Annotated in this window: 17 protein-coding genes and 1 tRNA gene; 13 read left to right on the plus strand and 5 right to left on the minus strand. The window is 52.9% G+C overall.

From position 1 onward, the window contains the following. Positions 1-126 precede the first annotated feature (126 nt). The gene (locus H5P27_RS18235) at positions 127-1,071 is read left to right on the plus strand and encodes a hypothetical protein (RefSeq protein WP_185661858.1); all 945 of its coding nucleotides are present in this window, start codon (positions 127-129) and stop codon (positions 1,069-1,071) included. Here the strand turns inward: H5P27_RS18235 and H5P27_RS18240 are convergent. Then, complete coding sequence (locus H5P27_RS18240) at positions 1,068-2,441, minus strand: M20/M25/M40 family metallo-hydrolase (protein WP_185661859.1); 1,374 nt, start codon at positions 2,439-2,441, stop codon at positions 1,068-1,070. The two genes, H5P27_RS18235 and H5P27_RS18240, sit on opposite strands and share 4 nt — an antisense overlap. A 93-nt stretch (positions 2,442-2,534) precedes the next feature. Between H5P27_RS18240 and H5P27_RS18245 the strand changes: the two genes are divergently transcribed. From H5P27_RS18245 to H5P27_RS18260, 4 genes are all read left to right on the plus strand, one after another. Next, a complete protein-coding gene (locus tag H5P27_RS18245; RefSeq protein ID WP_185661860.1) occupies positions 2,535-3,872 on the plus strand; it encodes a BNR repeat-containing protein in 1,338 nt (445 codons plus the stop codon). Between the two features lie 110 nt (positions 3,873-3,982). After that, positions 3,983-4,162 carry a hypothetical protein gene (locus H5P27_RS18250; RefSeq protein ID WP_185661861.1) on the plus strand — a complete coding sequence of 60 codons (180 nt, stop codon included), beginning with the start codon at positions 3,983-3,985 and terminating at the stop codon, positions 4,160-4,162. Positions 4,163-4,184: 22 nt separating this feature from the next. Continuing rightward, on the plus strand, positions 4,185-4,520 hold the full coding sequence (locus tag H5P27_RS18255; RefSeq protein WP_185661862.1) for an SdpI family protein: 336 nt from the start codon (positions 4,185-4,187) through the stop codon (positions 4,518-4,520). Between the two features lie 31 nt (positions 4,521-4,551). Then, entirely contained in the window at positions 4,552-5,223 is a 672-nt protein-coding gene (locus tag H5P27_RS18260) for a GOLPH3/VPS74 family protein (RefSeq protein ID WP_185661863.1), read from the plus strand. 28 nt (positions 5,224-5,251) lie between these two features. Here the strand turns inward: H5P27_RS18260 and H5P27_RS18265 are convergent, their stop codons facing one another. Further along, positions 5,252-6,724, minus strand: a complete 1,473-nt coding sequence (locus H5P27_RS18265; RefSeq protein WP_185661864.1) for a hypothetical protein — start codon at positions 6,722-6,724, stop codon at positions 5,252-5,254. A 260-nt stretch (positions 6,725-6,984) separates the two neighbouring features. Here H5P27_RS18265 and H5P27_RS18275 point away from each other — a divergent pair, with 260 nt between their 5' ends. The 3 genes from H5P27_RS18275 (at position 6,985) to hemA (ending at position 9,416) form a co-directional block, all read left to right on the plus strand. Beyond that, positions 6,985-7,377, plus strand: coding sequence for an ApaG domain-containing protein (locus tag H5P27_RS18275; protein ID WP_185661866.1), 393 nt, complete (start codon positions 6,985-6,987; stop codon positions 7,375-7,377). 117 nt (positions 7,378-7,494) lie between these two features. Then, positions 7,495-8,367 (plus strand): cytochrome C assembly family protein, encoded by an 873-nt coding sequence (locus H5P27_RS18280; protein WP_185661867.1) that lies wholly within the window; start codon positions 7,495-7,497, stop codon positions 8,365-8,367. Then, on the plus strand, positions 8,364-9,416 hold the full coding sequence (gene hemA, locus H5P27_RS18285) for a glutamyl-tRNA reductase (RefSeq protein ID WP_185661868.1): 1,053 nt from the start codon (positions 8,364-8,366) through the stop codon (positions 9,414-9,416). Before H5P27_RS18280 ends, hemA begins: the two co-directional genes overlap by 4 nt. A gap of 29 nt (positions 9,417-9,445) precedes the next feature. Here the strand turns inward: hemA and H5P27_RS18290 are convergent, their stop codons facing one another. Further along, a complete protein-coding gene (locus H5P27_RS18290; protein ID WP_185661869.1) occupies positions 9,446-10,561 on the minus strand; it encodes a type IV pilus twitching motility protein PilT in 1,116 nt (371 codons plus the stop codon). Positions 10,562-10,664: 103 nt separating this feature from the next. On the opposite strand from H5P27_RS18290, the gene dapA reads away from it, so the two are divergent. The 3 genes from dapA to ruvA are packed head-to-tail and all read left to right on the plus strand — an operon-like array spanning position 10,665 to position 12,941. After that, a complete protein-coding gene (dapA, locus tag H5P27_RS18295) occupies positions 10,665-11,573 on the plus strand; it encodes a 4-hydroxy-tetrahydrodipicolinate synthase (RefSeq protein WP_221774785.1) in 909 nt (302 codons plus the stop codon). Between the two features lie 9 nt (positions 11,574-11,582). Further along, a complete protein-coding gene (gene dapB / locus H5P27_RS18300; protein WP_185661870.1) occupies positions 11,583-12,314 on the plus strand; it encodes a 4-hydroxy-tetrahydrodipicolinate reductase in 732 nt (243 codons plus the stop codon). Between the two features lie 6 nt (positions 12,315-12,320). After that, a complete protein-coding gene (gene ruvA, locus H5P27_RS18305; RefSeq protein ID WP_185661871.1) occupies positions 12,321-12,941 on the plus strand; it encodes a Holliday junction branch migration protein RuvA in 621 nt (206 codons plus the stop codon). A gap of 96 nt (positions 12,942-13,037) precedes the next feature. Here ruvA and H5P27_RS18310 read toward each other — a convergent pair whose 3' ends face one another. Beyond that, on the minus strand, positions 13,038-13,757 hold the full coding sequence (locus H5P27_RS18310; RefSeq protein WP_185661872.1) for a hypothetical protein: 720 nt from the start codon (positions 13,755-13,757) through the stop codon (positions 13,038-13,040). Beyond that, positions 13,754-14,356, minus strand: a complete 603-nt coding sequence (locus H5P27_RS18315) for a sigma-70 family RNA polymerase sigma factor (RefSeq protein WP_185661873.1) — start codon at positions 14,354-14,356, stop codon at positions 13,754-13,756. The genes H5P27_RS18310 and H5P27_RS18315 overlap by 4 nt, the downstream gene beginning before the upstream one ends. Positions 14,357-14,725: 369 nt before the next feature. Here H5P27_RS18315 and H5P27_RS18320 point away from each other — a divergent pair. Together H5P27_RS18320 and H5P27_RS18325 are read left to right on the plus strand one after the other, a co-directional pair. Further along, positions 14,726-14,801: transfer RNA gene (locus tag H5P27_RS18320), tRNA-Lys, on the plus strand. 192 nt (positions 14,802-14,993) lie between these two features. After that, positions 14,994-17,087 carry a glycoside hydrolase family 43 protein gene (locus H5P27_RS18325; RefSeq protein WP_185661874.1) on the plus strand — a complete coding sequence of 698 codons (2,094 nt, stop codon included), beginning with the start codon at positions 14,994-14,996 and terminating at the stop codon, positions 17,085-17,087. Positions 17,088-17,097 lie beyond the last annotated feature (10 nt).

Genomic DNA, 17,097 nt, shown 5'->3' on the forward strand with positions numbered 1-17,097 from the left:
AAACAACTAGATTTTCAACAAAAGCCGCGTCTCCACCGATGCGGCTTTTTTGTGTCCAGCTTTCACTCTGCACGTCCGATAGATTTGCCAATTTCGGCGATACAAGATAATCGGGATTCATTCACAATGAATAACCCCAGCTACCTGCCCCGCTTCTGCGTCATCGCCCTACTCGGTATGCTCATTCTGAGCCCAACTCTGGACGCTAAAGTTCGCGTCGCCGTAAAAGCGCGCAGCTCCAACGCCTTTCTCGAGCAAAGGGAATTGGATCACAATCAGCCACTAAGCTACGTTTTTGCCCAAGGCGATTTCTTCGGAAACTCAACTCGTTCAGACCGAATCAAGCAAGTCGACTTTCTGGAGATAGCCGAAACCTTGTCGGAAAGTCTCGCCGCTCAGAATTTTCTGCCCGCACAAGACCAGGCAGCCGCGGACATGTTGCTGGTCGTACACTGGGGAGCGGTCGAGAAGTTCGAGGACCCAAATCGCGACTTCGCATTGCAGCAGGCATATGAAGGGATTGCCGAAATGAATCAGAACCTTCCTCCGGGAGCATCGCCCAATTCGAGCTATACCCCTCCCTACTCCGACATGTACAGTTCGGACCAAGCCCGATTTGACTCGCTCAAGTACAACAACAGCCTGCAAAGCGAACGTATGCAGGAAAACCAGATCGCCGAAATCCTCGGTTTCGACGACGACTTGGCCAAAGAAAGAGCCAAGCCATTCGCCACGACTGACGAGGTGCGGATGCTGACGCAATTACAACAAGAACGCTATCTGATCGTGGTAATGGCCTGGGATTTCCAAGAGCTCTCGAAAAACAACAAAAAGCGACTTCTGTGGACAACTCGCATTAGCATGAAAGCCTTGGGCTCCAGCTATAAGGATGCAGTTCTGTTGATGAGCAAAGCAGGCGAAGCCTACTACGGAAACGTGAGCGAGGGTCTTGAAACGAAGGTGTACAAACGCGACGAATACAAGATCGAGCTGGGCGATTTGGAAGTCGTGGAGAGCGGAGAGGCCGTACAGGAAACCCTCCCCGCTAAACGGGCAAAAGGTAGAAACTAGACTCCTGCGACCGCCTTCAGAATCCGCTTAGAAACCTGTATTCCCTTTTTAAGCACCTCCAAGGACATGCTTTCATTGGGAGCGTGAAGATTATCCTCCGGCAAGAATAGTCCGATCATGACGGAGTCTAGTCCGGTCACGCGTTTTACATCCGCGATAATCGGGATGCTTCCTCCCTCGCGCAAAAACAGTGGCTTCTTTCCAAACACATCCGTAACCGCCGATTCAGTTGCCTCATAGGCTTTGGCCAAGATCTCACTTTGATCCTTAGGCGTATTGGGGCGATTTGGCGGGACGACGAGATAAGGTACGCCGGTATGGCCAAGCTTCACTTTGCCTTTCAAGCCCTGGGGCACTCGCTTCATGAGCGCTTCCGATACGAGCTTTCCGATAACGTCAGGCTTCTGATTCCCAACAAGGCGACAGGTGATTTTGACTGTCGCTTTGGCGGGTACGATTGTCTTGCTACCTTCACCGGTGTAGCCGCCCCAGAGGCCATTAAATTCGAGGGTTGGCATGTAGCGAATCGCTTCAAAGGGCGTGTATCCTGTTACCGGATGCAAGGCCTCCACCCCGACACTCGCCGCATAGGCTTCGATATTCGTCCCCAAGCCTGCGAGCTCTTCCCGCTCCCAGTCTTCCACATCCGTCACATCGTCGTAGAAACCGGATATGTTTACGCGATTATCCGCAGTGTGCAGTGAAGCGCAAATCTCCGCCATCGCCTGCAGAGGATTGTAGACCGCTCCGCCATGCAAACCAGAGTGCAAGTCCGACTTGGGGCCCACCAACTCAAATTCCATTTCCACGATACCTCGTAAGCCAACCGTTACCGCGATTTGATCCGCCGTCGGGCTAAGCGTATCTGAGAGCAACACCATATCCGCTTCGCTCAACTCTTCCTTTCGCTCCACGAGCAGAGGCAATAGGCTTGGGCTCCCGATTTCTTCCTCTCCTTCGATAATGAAAGTTAGACGCAGCGGTACATCAGGATGCTCTTCGAGCAATTCCGCCACCGCAGCGATGTGAGCCATTTGCGGTCCCTTGTTGTCCGCTGTTCCTCGACCATAAATACGATCTCCTTTGATGGTCGCCTCGAACGGACTAGTCTCCCAGAGCTCGATCGGATCGACCGGCTGCACATCGTAGTGACCGTAAATCACGACATGCGGCCAAGAGGGATCTCCAGTGCGGCGAGCCATCACGATCGGATGCTTTTGAGTATCCACGATCTCAACACTGAGTCCAAGGTCTCCCAGCATTTTTGCTACAAAATCTCTCGTTTGCCCCATTCCTTCCTTATAGGCGGAATCAGCGGAAACACTCTGATAACTAACGTACTCTTTCAGCTTTTCGATCGCGTCAAACATGCGGCGAATTCAAGACATACCCCCATCAATAGCAACCCGGAACAGTTAATTGGCTTTCGCTCGTCGGCTACTTTTCGCAAAATGGGTTTTCCGATGAAATTCCCCGTCCCAAAGCTCCTCACCCTCCTCTGCCTTCTTCTGGCCCTCGTTTCCTGTCGATCCGAGAAATCGACCTTGATGCAAGTCGGCACGGGATGGGCTCAAAACTCGGTCAACACCACGATTTTCCGGAAAAACTCCGTCGTTTCCGACCAGAACCGCCAGTACGCAGCCTACTATGACGAAAGCGGCCACGTAGTCATCGCCCACCGAAACTTAGATTCCGAGGATTGGACTGCCGAGCGGACCCAGCTCACCGGAAACATGAAAGACGCCCACAACTCCATCTGCATAGCGGTGGACGGAGACGGCTTCCTGCACATCGCTTGGGATCACCATAACACTTCTCTCCACTACGCCAAATCGACAAAGCCTGGCTCTCTCGAATTTGCCGAAATCCCCTCCATGATCGGGAGCGAAGAGCACAGCGTGACCTATCCGGAGTTTTACTCCATAGCTGGCGGCGACTTGATTTTCCTCTACCGCGACGGGGGATCCGGCCGGGGGAATCTGGTCATGAATCGCTACCATACCGCCTCAAAAACTTGGTCCCGTGTGCAAACCAAGCTAATCGACGGCGAGAACAAGCGAAATTCCTACTGGCAAGCCTATGTGGATCCGAATTCCGAGAGCATCTACCTATCCTGGACCTGGAGAGAGACGTGGGACGTATCCACGAATCATGACATCTGTTTCGCAAAATCTAGCGACGGGGGGAAATCCTGGGTCCGATCAGACGGCACGCCCTACGTCCTGCCGATAACCGCGGCAACTGCCGAATACGCGGCTCTCATCCCTCAAAACAGCGAGCTAATCAACCAAACCTCGATGTGCTCGGATTCGGACGGGAATCCCTACATCGCCTCCTACTGGACTCCAGCCGGATCAAAAGTACCTCAATTCCATTTAGTCCATTACGATGGATACGCTTGGCATAACTCGCAAATAACCAAGCGAGAAACGCCGTTTTCGCTCAGCGGAACTGGGACCAAAAAGATTCCGATCTCCCGTCCCCAAATTCTGGCCGACTCGACCGGAGACACGACCAAAGCGTATTTAATCTTTCGAGACATAGAAAGGGATAACCGCCCGAGCATGGCCTACTGCGATGATATTTCCTCACCTGAGTGGAAGTTCAAGGACTTGGCGGAAATCGATACGGATCAGTGGGAACCTAGCTACGACTTGCCGCTTTGGAGTCGGGAGAAGAAATTGGCGTTGTTCATACAAAGAACAGCTCAAGGGGACGGCTACGCCAGCGAAGGTCAGGAGAAAACGGTCGAGCTTCCACCCCAGCCAGTCTACGTGTTGCAGTGGCAGGATAGCAGATAGCGTCTATGGGCTTTCCGAGTTATTTTAGAAAAAAAACACGTTTTACCGATAGGTAACACGACGGTAACTTCGGCATGCTAGTCTGTGTAAAAGTTAACAACAAACACATCATGACAGACAAGCACCGCAAACTCTATTCAGTCCTCCACGCTCTGGCGTGGGCCACAGCGATCCTCGCATCTGCCCTATTGGGAGCTCCCGATTCTTTCACGCAAACACTGCCTCTAGTGGCTGTCGTTTTGCAGATAACTCTTTTCACCGGAAAATCGAGATGCGGAGAACGTACCTGATAGCCACCTCCGCGCTACCAAAATGGAAAAACTAAACCTCACTTTGGGAATTTCAAACAGCGTGGTTGCCGTGCTTGCCGCCGGCGTATCCATCCCCCTGATAAAAGAGAAGGTCGCGATGAACAAGCTCTACGGCGTACGCCTCGCCAAAAGCTTCGAGTCGGATGAGCTTTGGTACAAGATAAACAAAAAGGGAGGAAAATTGCTCCTAGCGTGGTCAGTGCCTATCTTGCTTATCGGTCTCCTTTGTTTCGTCCTTCCTCCCATTGAATCCCCCTACCAGTGGCTGTTCGCCTACGCTCCCATGCTCTACTTGATACCCGGGCTTCAGGCTTATCTTTACGCCCGAAAATTGTAGGAGCTCCGCTTCAAGCCAGCCCCCAAAAACAATGAAACTTCATCTCTACCAAGAAATTTCACTCCTCGCCCTAAAGGACGAAAAAGGCACTTTCACCATCGAAAACCTTGGCCTCGTGCTGGCTGGATCCATCATGGCGGAACTGCTCTTCGAAAAGCGAATCGCAGTCTCGGACGACAAGAAAAAGTTTGTCGAGCTGCTCGACTCGAGCCCGACAGGAGACGCCCTGCTGGACGAATGTATCCAAAAGATCGATTCTGCGAAACGGCCGACGCGACTCGCCAAATGGGTTAACCGCATCGCAAGCATAAAGCGGATTCACCACAGGGCAGCGGAGTCCCTCTGCGATCTGGGCATTTTGCGTAGGACTTCAGATAGCGTTTTGCTGGTATTCAACCGAACGGTTTATCCCGAAGTGAATCACGCTCCGGAACAAGCGCTATTGGATCGACTAGAACGCTTGATATTCAGCCCGGACCAAGAGCCAACTCCACGGGACATTTTGCTCGTATCCTTGGCCGACGCCAGCGAGCTTCTCCTTCGCATCTATGGCCGAAAACGGCTGAATCCGCAAAAGGAACGCATCAAACAAATCGTCTCCGGAGAGGTGGCTGGGAAAGCGACCAAGGATCTGATCCAAGAGATCCAAATTGCCACCATCGTGGCCGTGACCACCGCCGTAACTGTAGTGGTAACTAACTGACGGAGAAACTTCCCCGAGTTCAGCTGGGCTAGAACTTTCTCCAGGACTTTGGCGCAGACAAAAGGACCAAGCCGCAACTGTTGGCAGCATCGCGAAGAGCCTGTTCATCGCCACCCGCTGTAACAAGCGCTACTCGCACGCCAAATTCCTTCATGCGGGGCAATATCTTAGGGTCGACCTCCGGCGAATCGAAAACCGCGACAGTCTTGTCCAATCCAACTCCCGACTCTTCCACGACTTGCCAAGCGCGTCGCGTCGACACTTCCCCCGCAGCAAGCCAAATTAGCCGCTCGCCGCTCACGATCGCCAAAGCTTCGGAATCCGCATGGCGAACCACTTTGGCCCCAAACATCAGCGACTCCCAGTCTTCCACCAGCGGCTGGGCGAGGCTCATCGGCGTCCACTCCATCGGATTGACCGGAGCCCGATCCTTATCTTGCACGAGCACCCCGCCCGCTACGCTGCGAATCTCCTGCAAGGCCTCGTAACCTAGACCTGTAAGAGAAACCAGAGCAGAGACCTTCCCTGTGCGACTCAACAACTCCCGTTCCGAATCTGTGAGGTCCGGAGACAAAATACCCACGACTCCCGATTCGATTGCTTCGGAAATGACGGATTCCCCCAAACTTCCGTTCGCCACGAGCCACGAGCCGCGAGCATCCTCATCTTTCAGCACCCCAGCCACCAGCTCAGCCAAATCCGAACCGCAAGCCGCAGTCACAATCTTGCCATTTCGCAGTAAGGCGGCCGCCGGTTTTTCGAACTCTCCGATAAGATAGGCGGCTTTCGACACGCTCAAAATCGAGGTGTAGTCGAGTTTAGGTCCGCAAACCTGTTCGAAATGCTCGGAAAAACTGCCATAGAGAGCCGCAAGCTGATGTCCATTTTCGCCATGCTCCAAGAGCTGTAACCTCGGCCAAGCGAAGCGAAGGGCTTTCGAGTATCCACTGAGAGCGCCCATGTCAGGTTTGTCGGCACCTTGAACTTCCAAATACTGGCCCACTGCAAAATCGAATTCACTGGCTGCCCGAAATGCCGCCGTTGCCCGCTCCATACGAAACGCCTGCCGGAACTTTCCACCATTTTCGCTCAACTCCTGCAAAGCGGCATCATAATCGCTTGGATTGCCAATTACCGCGACCCGGTCCACTGCCCAGGCCGCTGCCCGCAACGAGGATACGATTCCTCGATCAAAAGCAGACAAGGCCGACTTCCACGACATGAAAGCACGACCCGCCGATTCCACATCCACGAAATTAGCCACCACCAGCCGAACTGCCTCAGCCGGATTCTCGATCATGGCCACAGCCTCCGAGGTCTTGGCAAGCTTGATGGAAACACCGAGCCCCGTCAGCGCTTCACAGGCGATTTCATTACCCCAAAGCTCAAAACCGAATTCCCCCACCAGGCTTTTCGCCAACGAGGCGACCCCTGAAACGTCTTTTACCATGATAAGCGCTTTCGAAGACATGCCTCTCTTTTCCGACACCTGCTTGCTCATACAAGCCAATTGTGGAAAACGAGCCGGCCGCGAAAGGATTTTGACCGCGATGCAGCCACTCCCTAACGTCCGGCGTCATTCAACTATGAACGCTACCGCACGCTCAAAACAGTCCCAAACGTCCCAGTTTATCCATCTAAACAACGCCTCATTCTTCAGCTTGGAAGGCAGTCTTCCCACCCAAAATCAGCCTGAGCGCCAACTTCAGACGATGGCAGAAGCAGTTCACAAAACAGGACAGGCTTAGGAAACTAAACAGCATGCAAAGCAGCCCATCCGAAGAACTTGACGGTCTAGTGGTCAAACTAGACGACCTTCGTTATCAATACGGAGGACCCAACGTACCTCCCGAAACGCCACATGTTTTCATTTACTTTATCACAGTGGAAAATCGCTCCGAACGGGCAGTCCAACTTCTCGGCCGGAAATGGATAATCAAAGGCGAGGAAGGCGAAACGCTCGTAGTCGAGGGCGACAAGATCGTTGGGGAAGAGCCCGAACTTCAGCCCGGCGAACGCTTCTCCTATAACAGCTTCCATATCGGTAGCTGCAACGCGGAGGCTTGGGGCAGCTTCCACGGGAGGGACCAATTCGGAAATAAGATACACTGCCTGATCCCTCCCTTCGAAATGAAGATCCCTCCAATGGCATAAGCCATAGATCCGCTTGACGTCTGAGGCATCCCTTTGAAGATCTGCCACCAATCAAGCTTCCTCGCCATCAGTCTCAGCACAAAGAGGCGTCTTTCTAATTCATCTTTAGCCTAGCAAATGAACAACATGCTATTCGGCCTCGCCGACAAACAGTGGATATGGCTCGCGACCATTGTGTTCGCGTCCTCCTTTCTGCTGGGCTCCTATTCGGCCTTGAAGCTAAAAAGAAAGACCGGCCGCCCCTACATCCTCGGCTTGGTCACCTTCGGATGGATCCTGCAAACCACCGGACTCTACGCTCGCGGCCTGCAGTACGGCGGATGCCCCTTGGCCAACCAATTTGAACTGGTGCAATTCATGGTCTGGTCGGCCATCGCTATCTATATCTTTGTGGGGCCCGCTTTTCGAGTCAGTCTGCTGGGTGTTTTCACCTCCGGCTTTGCCTGCCTCTTCTCAATATTGTCTCTGATTTTCGGACATTGGGATTCTCCCAGCCGCGAACCGATTTTTGGCGATTCTCCATGGATCGAGACCCATGCAGCCCTCGCCTTATTTAGCTACGGTGTCTTCGGCGTGCTGGCTCTGACCTCCGCGATGTATTTGCTGCAGAGCCGCAGTTTGAAAACCAAGAATGTGGTAGGAGGGCTCTTTCCTTTTCTCCCTTCCATCGTCGAATTGGTCAGCATAAACGGGCGATTGGCCAAAATGGGCTTCGTCATTCTCAGCGTGTCTCTCGCCATCGGCTACCGCTATTTCATACAAAATCTGGATTCGGTTCTCACCGTTAAACTGGCTTCCACCATCGCAGTCTGGCTCGCCTACGCCGTCGTACTGGTTTTGGACTGGAAACTGGCGATCACCTCCAAAAAATTCGCCTGGTCTTGCATCTTTATCTTCGTCGCCGCCCTGCTCTCCCTCGCGGCAGTCGACCGCAATAGCGACAACTCTAGTCACGCTGCGGCCTACTCGGAATCGATTGAGCAACCATGAGCGCCGAAGACGACAAGTCATTCATCGTGGTGAGCATCAACCACGAGATCGCCCCCTTGGAAGTAAGAGAGCGTTACTCTCTGGATAGCGAAAAGGTGGGCAAACTGTACTCCGACCTGCATAGCTCCGATCACATATCCGAGTCGCTGGTGCTAAATACCTGCAACCGCTTCGAGCTCTACACACAGCTTTCCGATGACGCGACGCCTCAAGAAGTGCTGGAGCAGTTGGCGCAAATCTACGCCGTCTCGACAGACGAAATAAAGGATCACATACACCTTCGCTCGGGCCAAGACGCCGTGCAGCATCTCATTGAAGTTTCCGCTGGACTTCGCTCTCAAATAACCGGCGAAGCGGAAATATTCGGTCAAGTTAAAGCCGCCTACGCTGAGTCCCAAACAAATGGATACGCAGGCAAGGTTATCAACCGGGTTTTCCAGAAAGGTTTCCAAGCGGCCAAGCTCATCCGAAATTCAACTACAGTTGGCGAAGGGCAGATCAACATAGCCAACGTAGCCGTGGACTTGGCGGGCAAAATTTTCGGAGATCTGAAATCCGCCGCCGCCCTCTCGCTCGGAACAGGCGAAATCGGGGAGAAAACGGTTAAAGCACTGCGCAGCCGCGGGGCTGAAAACTTCGGAATCGCCAGCCGCAGTCAGGAACGAGCCAACGAGGTAGCTCAGCAATGGGGAGGAACTCCGCGCCTTTTGTCAGAACTTCCTGAATACCTGCAGGAATACGACATCGTTATCTCCTCCGTCGGAGCGGAAAGCCCTATTATAACCTACGACCTCGTAAAGAAGCGAATCGCGAAACGGCGAGGACGCCCCTTGTTTCTCATCGACCTCGGCTTGCCGAGAAACATCGAGAAACGCTGCGGAGACTTAGACAGCGTCTTCCTCTACAATCTAGACGATCTAGCGAGCATCGCTGACGAAAACTTGGCTCAACGCAAAAAAGCAGTCTTGGAATCGACCGAGATTGCCGCCCAGAAATCGAAGTTCATCTGGGACGCGATACTGAAGCGAAAGCAGTTCGAAAAGAAATAGGGTCAGCGAAACCGACCCAAGCGAGGATGCTAGTTCAAACTAGCTCCCCCGAGGATCCGGTTCGAATCGCTCAAGTAGATACCCTTCAGGTTCATTTCCAGAGCCTGCGGATTTGGAGAGTTCTTCAAGCCGATCTTCTTGCTGATCATCCCGGCCTTGATTAGTCTCGAGAGCTCCTTGTTGAAGGACCGCGAGCCACTGTCCGCAGAAACATCGAGCAAGGTTCCGACCTGATCGAAACGACCCTCTCGGATCGTGGTACGGACTACAGAATCGCCAATCAAGATCTCCTGAGCAGGAACACGTCCGTCCCCTTCCAGATTGGGAAGCAACTTCTGCACGATAATGCCACGCAGCGTTTCGGACAACTTTCTTTGGACCAACTGATGTTGCTCGGCTGGAAAATACTCGAATAAGCGAGTGATCGCCTGTTGGGCGCTCGCGGCGTGCAAAGTCGTGAAAACGAGGTGGCCCGTTTCGGCAGCGGCAAGCGCCGTCTCGAACGTTTCCTTATCGCGCATTTCCCCGATCAGAATCATGTCCGGATTTTGACGCAAAACGGCTTTGAGAGCCTTCTGGAAGCTTGGAGCGTCGATACCGACCTCTCGCTGCTGGAAGACAGATTTTGAATCGATGAAATTGAACTCGATCGGATCCTCCAAGGTCACCACATGCTTGTCCATGTTGTGGTTGATCCAATTCAGCAAACAAGCGAGCGTCGTCGATTTTCCGGATCCGGTCGCCCCGCACACGAAAACGATACCATCCTTCTTTTGAGCGAGATTTAGCAGTACTTCCTGATCGAGCGAGAGATCCTCGAAATTGGGAATCTTGCTCTTGATGTGACGGAAAACGATGCTGACGGTGCCGCGTTGCAGAAAAGCGTTCACACGAAAACGTCCTGCACGTTCCAAGAAATAGGCGAAGTCGACCTGACCTTCCATTTCCCACGTTTCCTTGTAGTTGCTGGGCACGTTTTCGTCGACGAACTCCAAGACAGACTCACCGTCGATGGGAGGCATCTCCACTGGCTCAAGATTTCCATGAAGACGGAGATAGCCTGGCTTATCGCTTTTTATGACGATATCAGACGCCCCATTGTCGACAGCTAGATAAAGAAGTTCGTCGAAGATCTCAGATGACATTTTTGGAAAGTGGACTCGAGTTATAGAAAAGATCGCCTCTACAGGTATAAGGTTGACCGTCCTTATAAATCGGCTTGGAACTCGATTCCTTCACTTTCGAATTATGAGCGCAAAAAAGTACACCGGATCAATGACCGCCCTAGCGACCCCCTTCCTCGGAGATGGGTCCTTAGCCGAATCTGATCTTAAAAAACTGGTCGAACACCAGATTCAGGGAGGTATCGACGCGCTCGTACCCGTAGGGACGACCGGCGAATGCCCTACCCTCAGCCATGATGAGCACCAACGTGTCGTGGAATTGACAATCCAAACTGCAGCGGGGCGCGTGCCCGTAATCGCAGGAGCGGGTTCCAATTCTACTCGTGAAGCAGTTTCGCTCACTAAGTATGCCCATCAAGCGGGAGCAGCCGGCATGCTTCACGTGGCCCCCTACTACAACAAGCCAAGCCAGGAAGGCCTGTTCCGCCATTTCTCTGCAATTGCGGAAGCAACTGACCGCACCATCGTTCTCTACTCGATTCCAGGACGCTGCGGCATCCAGATCGACGTATCAACAGTTGAGAGACTTCTGGCGAAGTACCCTCACGTTAACCACATCAAGGAAGCGGGCGGCAGTGTAGACCGAGTAAACGAACTCAAGAAGGCGATGGGTGACGACCTCGTAGTGCTCAGCGGCGACGACGGGCTAACTCTCCCCTTCATCTGCGCTGGAGCGGAAGGCGTAATATCAGTCGCCTCGAACGTCATTCCCGAGCAAGTGGTAGCCCTCGTTAAGGCATCCCTGGATGGTGACCTAAAAACAGCCAGCGCCCTGCATCAGCTTCTCTACCCGATCTTCACCAATCTTTTCATCGAGCCAAATCCGGTTCCGGTGAAAGCGTGCATGGTCAAGGCGGGTCTCTTTGAAACTGGTCGCGTAAGGCTACCGCTGTGTGAACTGCGCCCCGAGAACAAAACTTTGGTGCTCTCCATTTTTGAAGAACTGCAAGCAGCCCTAGCCACCCAAGCGTAGATCAGAGCCATGTCATTGAAAATCTGTATTGTAGGCGCCAAGGGGCGTATGGGCCAAGCGATCGCCGAGGCGACAGTGGAAGCTGGACACAAGGTCGTAGCAAAAATCGATCAAGGCGATGACCTGAAGGCTGGAATCGCAGCAGCGGACGCGGTTATCGATTTCTCTTTCCACACCGTAACGGAGTCTGTTTTCCAAACAGCTGCCGAGCTCGGCAAACCAGTCGTTTGCGGCACCACCGGACACAGTCAGGAGGAAAAGGCTAAGCTCCTGGAAATCGCCTCTAAGACCGCAACCGTCTGGGCCGGAAATTTTTCCATCGGCGTAAATCTGCTGTGCTACCTCGTCGAGAAGGCAGCTGGTATCCTACCCATGGACTACAACGCCGAAATCGTGGAGATGCACCACCGACTCAAGAAAGATGCCCCCAGCGGCACCGCTCTGATGCTCGCTGACGCCGTTCTCGAACCGAGAGGTCTCAATTACGATGACCTACGACACGGCCGCGAGGGAATCACCGGCGAGCGAACAGAGCGCGAAGTGGGAATGCATTCACTCCGAGGCGGCGATGTGGTTGGCGATCACACCGTGATCTTCTCGGATGTCGGAGAACGCGTGGAGCTTACACACAAAGCTTCGAGCAGAGCTATCTTCGCCCGTGGAGCGGTACGGGCCGCAGCCTGGTCCGTTGGCAAAAAGCCTGGAATCTACGGAATCAGAGAAGTTCTCGGCCTAGCCTAGTCGCGCATGATCGTCTCTATCGAAGGGATTTTGGAGCGGGCTACACCGCTCACTGCCATCGTCAATGCGGGAGGTCTGGGCTATTTGGTCAACATTCCCGTTTCCACGGCAGCTAAACTCCCTGCGAACGGGGAACGAGTAAAACTTCACACCCACGTGGTGTACCGCGAGGATTCGCAGGCTCTATACGGCTTCGCTACCGAGGAAGAGCGAAACTTCTTTCAGCTCCTTATCGAGAAGGTCTCTGGAGTCGGTCCCAAGGTCGGTATAGGCATGCTTTCCAAGCTCGAGCTTCCTTCCCTCGTATCTGCAATCGGCAACGAGGATTCGGTCCTTCTGGCCAAAACTCCCGGTATTGGCAAAAAAACAGCCGAACGAGTCATAATAGAATTGAAGGACAAACTCGGTGCCTTCGCTCAGACTTCGACGAGTGATCCACTGCAAGGCTTGAAATCCGACACAACAAGTGGATCAGCCCCAAGCGGCAATCACCAGGAAGATGCTATTCTAGCCCTACTCGCTTTAGGATATCGCCAGACCGACGCGTCAAAGTCAGTCGGCAAGGCTGTTGAAGCCCTCGGTCCAAATGCATCGACCGAGCAACTTATCAAAGCCGCTCTCGGCTGAGATCAGCCCAAATCCGGCATAGCTGCGATTTTGGCCTACAAAAAAGGTGCCCACTTATAAAGTGAGCGCCTTAAAAATTATATCCACCGAGCGGTTTTACTGTCGAGGCTTGGGGGCTGTTGCCGCCGCACTTCCGAAGTCGTAGCCCTCTCCACCAAAAGCGGAACCAATTGATAAAGATTCGCTATCCGCCATACCAGACCCGATCTCTTCGTGAGCATAGGTACTTTCGATAACAGGCTTTGCAAAACCGAATTCCTTACTCGGCCACTTGGAAGCAGCATGAGCTTCCACGGTTCGAGAAACCTTGAAATTTGTCAGCGAGCGAGATGATTCGGAATCCAACTCCCAATCGCGATTTGATGGATTGAAGACCTTATCGAGATCGAGACCGACAGGGATAGCATCCCCTAGGGTCATAAAATCACTCGCTGGCAACTCGCCCTTCTCGACTACGAGCACGGGCTCGGCCGACGGAGCGTTTACACTTTGCGCTTCGGTATTACTAGCAACGAGTTGAGTCCCTTCGTTTCCAATAAACGGCGAGAGGTTACGTGCAGCCATGAATAACAGAGCCGCCGCTGCAGCCATACCACCGACGGCGTAGAGCTTCTGGCGCCACTGAGTGATCGGCTTTTGTTGCGAAAACTTGTCGCCGAGCTCGGAGCATGCGTTGAATAACTGGCAGTACTGGATGTATATCCGATGATACTCCGGGTTGGAGCGCACCGCATCGAGTAACTCAGCAGAGTCTTCCGCAGACAACTCTTCGTCGAGGTGTAGATTCAGTTGTTCGATGAAACGCTGCTTATTCATAGAAGTTCGTTACCCATTTTCTCGCGTAGGCTCTCGCGAGCTCTCGCAATTCTACTTTTGACGGTGCCGATGCTGATTTGCAGTTCGTCGGCGATCTCCTCATAAGTGAGGTTTCGTACGTTGCGAAGGACCAAAGCTTCGCGATGCTTTTCGTTCAAAAGATCCATCGCCGCGGCAACCCGATCTTTAAATTCATTGGTGATGGTGATGTCCTCAGGAGATTCCACCTCCGCAGGAAAAACTTCAGCTAGCGTTGTGGAGGACTCAGCAGCGATTGGCTGATCGAAAGAGACCGATTTGTCACGCTTGCGGCGCCACCAGTACCAGTAGCGATTGCGAGCCAAATTGGTCGCAATCTGATAGAGCCAGGTTGAAAAACTGGAATCGCCGCGGAAATTCTCCAAACCACGGTGAGCGCGGATGAAAGCATCTTGAGTTACCTCCTCCGCATCTTGGGTGTTGCGGAGAAGCTTGTGCACCATCGCGTAGATGCGATCCCAGTATCGTGAAACCATTTCTTCGAAGGCGGATTCATCTCCGGCCTTGAAGCGCGCTACCAGCGCTTTGTCTAGGGCGACTTCTTGAGCTTTAGTTGACATAGCGGTTGTCGCTTTGGGACGGCTGTCGTCGGCTATTGTTCCCATTTTTCCTCCTTCTTTCAAATCTCGAAATAAGACGCTCCTAACCAGCAGTTTATTCAACTTTTAGCGGCGATTTCCGCACTTTCGGATCGTCTCCTCCTATAAAAATTAGCGATTTTCACACAGTCCCAGCCGAAAAAGAGCCGATACCTCTGTGATTTTTCAAGGTTTATACGCAACATTACGCCGTCCGGTTGCTTAAATAACGTTTGAAACGCCCTTTCGACCGAAAGAATGGAACAAGCTTGGAAACTTACAATTAGGACTTGCCATCCCCTTTACCTCGTCCTGTATTCCCCAACTTCCGAAAGCCCGTAGGGCTCTGATGGGTCGATAGCTCAATCGGTAGAGCAGTTGCCTTTTAAGCAATTGGTTCTGGGTTCGAGTCCCAGTCGGCCTACCAAAAACCTCTGCAAATCAACAGATTGCAGAGGTTTTTTTGTGCCATTAGTCAGGCAGTCCTCCGCTCTCAGCCATCAGTTCTCGAATCTGCCTATAAAGAGAACTGACTGCTTCGAAGAATGCCTCGCTCTCGTTTGACCAAATAACGCTCGGCCGCTTTACTCGATAAACGATACATCCCCCATTTTGCCCTATGATCAACTCTCCCAAACTCTTCGCCAGACTTGCCCTGGCAGCTTGTCTGGCCGCGGCCAACTTTCTTCAAGCGGAGAAACTCTCCACATGGACCGCCGACAACGGAAATGGCACCTTCACTAATCCCCTTTTCTACGACGAATTCTCCGATCCGGACATGATTCGCGTGGGTGATGACTATTACCTCACTGGAACCACCATGCACAGCATGCCGGGGCTTCCCATTCTGCATTCTAGAGATCTCGTTAACTGGCAGCTTTTGACCTACGCCTTCGAAAAGCTAGATCTTGGGCCAAATTTCCGACTGGAGGACGGCGAGATCTACGGCCAAGGCATCTGGGCTCCTTGCCTCCGTTACCACGACGGCATCTTTTACATCTTCACAAATATCAACGGGGAGAAAACCCAGATCCTTTCCGCCACCGATCCAGCTGGCCCATGGCAACGGGAACAGATGAAAGTGTCGCTCCACGACCTTTCCGTCCTATTCGATGACGATGGCAAAGCCTACGCGATCTGGGGCTACAACGAAATCCGCATGGTCGAGCTGACCGATGACTTACTAGATATCGTTCCCGGTTCCGAACGAATCATCATCCCAGCTGGTAGCGGGATCGGAGAAGGCGTGCACTTCTATAAGATTGATGGGCAATACATCATCACGAGCTCGAACTACAGCCCCATGCTCTACATGGCCTGCGCTCGAGCCTCGCAAATCGATGGCCCCTACGAAGTTACTACCATAAGCGCTCGGGAAACCTTGGGTAAATCAAACGGCTGGCGTCTCGAAGGATGGGGGCGAGGTGGACCCGAAATAGAACTCATCCCACCAGCACCGGAATCAGGAAGCACTATATCTCTCCACCAAGGAGGTTTGGTCGATACGCCAAGCGGGCAATGGTGGGGCTTCTCTATGATCGACTACAACTCCGTCGGTCGCCTCACCTGCTTATCTCCCGTGACATGGCAGGATGACTGGCCCTATTTCGGGCTTCCGGGCAACTTGACTCGTACGCCTCGCACTTGGGTGAAACCAGAAACTGAATACCCAGTCGATGAGCCCCACGCGCCCTATCAACGAAGCGACGAGTTTGAGAGCGAACTCGCCAATGTCTGGCAGTGGAGCCACGTGCCGAACGACCAAAAGTGGTCGCTCTCCGAACGGGCAGGGTTTCTTCGTCTTCACTCGACGCCAGCAGAATCTTACTGGACCGCTCGCAATACTCTCACCCAAAGAGCGGTTGGGCCAATATCCATTGCGACTACCCACTTGGATCTTTCGGGGTTGAAACCTGGCGACCGAGCCGGACTGGCTCTGGCCAACTTCCCCTACGCTCGATTGGCCGCCGGCCGTGACGAAAGCGGATTCTGGATAGAGAGATATGACCAAATATCAGAAAGCTACCTTCGCGAAGCGATCGATTCCAACACGGTTAGCTTGCGAGTCGAATGCGATTTCGACACCGAGCAAGCTCAGTTCAGCTACAGCGTAAATGGACAGGAATACACAAAGATCGGTGAGCCGTTTACCATGGTCTTCCAACTCAAGACCTTCCAGGGAATCCGGTATTCGCTATTCAACTTCAATCAATCCGGATCCGATGGAGGTTACGCGGATTTCGATTCTTTCGAGCTCGAAGAACCGGTTGCGACTGCCAAATGGCGAGAAATCCCTGTAGGCAAAAAGATCAAGCTCATCAGCAAGGCCGACGGAGCGACACTTGTCTCATGGAACGGCTTTCTTCGCCCAATGTCTCCAGACTCGGACCTAGCTAAATCGGAAGCGGCTCACCTTACAGTGGTAGATCGAGGTCAAGGTCGGATAGCGCTAAAATCATCGGACGGATCCTTTATTCGAGTAACCGGAGTTGGAGCCACGGGCGATGTCCGTTTCGTATCCGAAGAGTCGGGACAGGCCTCACTTTTCCAATGGCAAGATATGCTCAACAAGGAAATCATGCTCCTATCCCTGCATACCAATCGCTACTTGAACGCCTTGCCAAGTGGAGGCGAACTCACCTCAGCGGACTCTCCCGGGGCAACGCCTAATAGAAAAGGCGGAAGCTGTTTCACTTGGCAGCTTGTAGAGTAAGTTCGATACA

The sequence above is a fragment of the Pelagicoccus albus genome, assembly GCF_014230145.1.
GTDB lineage: Bacteria > Verrucomicrobiota > Verrucomicrobiia > Opitutales > Opitutaceae > Pelagicoccus > Pelagicoccus albus.

Bases quoted from the DNA above. Each gene is read 5' to 3' on its own strand.
- H5P27_RS18235 (WP_185661858.1), top strand. From the start codon at position 127: ATGAATAACCCCAGCTACCTGCCCCGCTTCTGCGTCATCGCCCTACTC.
- H5P27_RS18240 (WP_185661859.1), bottom strand. From the start codon at position 2,441: ATGTTTGACGCGATCGAAAAGCTGAAAGAGTACGTTAGTTATCAGAGT.
- H5P27_RS18245 (WP_185661860.1), top strand. From the start codon at position 2,535: ATGAAATTCCCCGTCCCAAAGCTCCTCACCCTCCTCTGCCTTCTTCTG.
- H5P27_RS18250 (WP_185661861.1), top strand. From the start codon at position 3,983: ATGACAGACAAGCACCGCAAACTCTATTCAGTCCTCCACGCTCTGGCG.
- H5P27_RS18255 (WP_185661862.1), top strand. From the start codon at position 4,185: ATGGAAAAACTAAACCTCACTTTGGGAATTTCAAACAGCGTGGTTGCC.
- H5P27_RS18260 (WP_185661863.1), top strand. From the start codon at position 4,552: ATGAAACTTCATCTCTACCAAGAAATTTCACTCCTCGCCCTAAAGGAC.
- H5P27_RS18265 (WP_185661864.1), bottom strand. From the start codon at position 6,724: ATGAGCAAGCAGGTGTCGGAAAAGAGAGGCATGTCTTCGAAAGCGCTT.
- H5P27_RS18275 (WP_185661866.1), top strand. From the start codon at position 6,985: ATGCAAAGCAGCCCATCCGAAGAACTTGACGGTCTAGTGGTCAAACTA.
- H5P27_RS18280 (WP_185661867.1), top strand. From the start codon at position 7,495: ATGAACAACATGCTATTCGGCCTCGCCGACAAACAGTGGATATGGCTC.
- hemA (WP_185661868.1), top strand. From the start codon at position 8,364: ATGAGCGCCGAAGACGACAAGTCATTCATCGTGGTGAGCATCAACCAC.
- H5P27_RS18290 (WP_185661869.1), bottom strand. From the start codon at position 10,561: ATGTCATCTGAGATCTTCGACGAACTTCTTTATCTAGCTGTCGACAAT.
- dapA (WP_221774785.1), top strand. From the start codon at position 10,665: ATGAGCGCAAAAAAGTACACCGGATCAATGACCGCCCTAGCGACCCCC.
- dapB (WP_185661870.1), top strand. From the start codon at position 11,583: ATGTCATTGAAAATCTGTATTGTAGGCGCCAAGGGGCGTATGGGCCAA.
- ruvA (WP_185661871.1), top strand. From the start codon at position 12,321: ATGATCGTCTCTATCGAAGGGATTTTGGAGCGGGCTACACCGCTCACT.
- H5P27_RS18310 (WP_185661872.1), bottom strand. From the start codon at position 13,757: ATGAATAAGCAGCGTTTCATCGAACAACTGAATCTACACCTCGACGAA.
- H5P27_RS18315 (WP_185661873.1), bottom strand. From the start codon at position 14,356: ATGTCAACTAAAGCTCAAGAAGTCGCCCTAGACAAAGCGCTGGTAGCG.
- H5P27_RS18325 (WP_185661874.1), top strand. From the start codon at position 14,994: ATGATCAACTCTCCCAAACTCTTCGCCAGACTTGCCCTGGCAGCTTGT.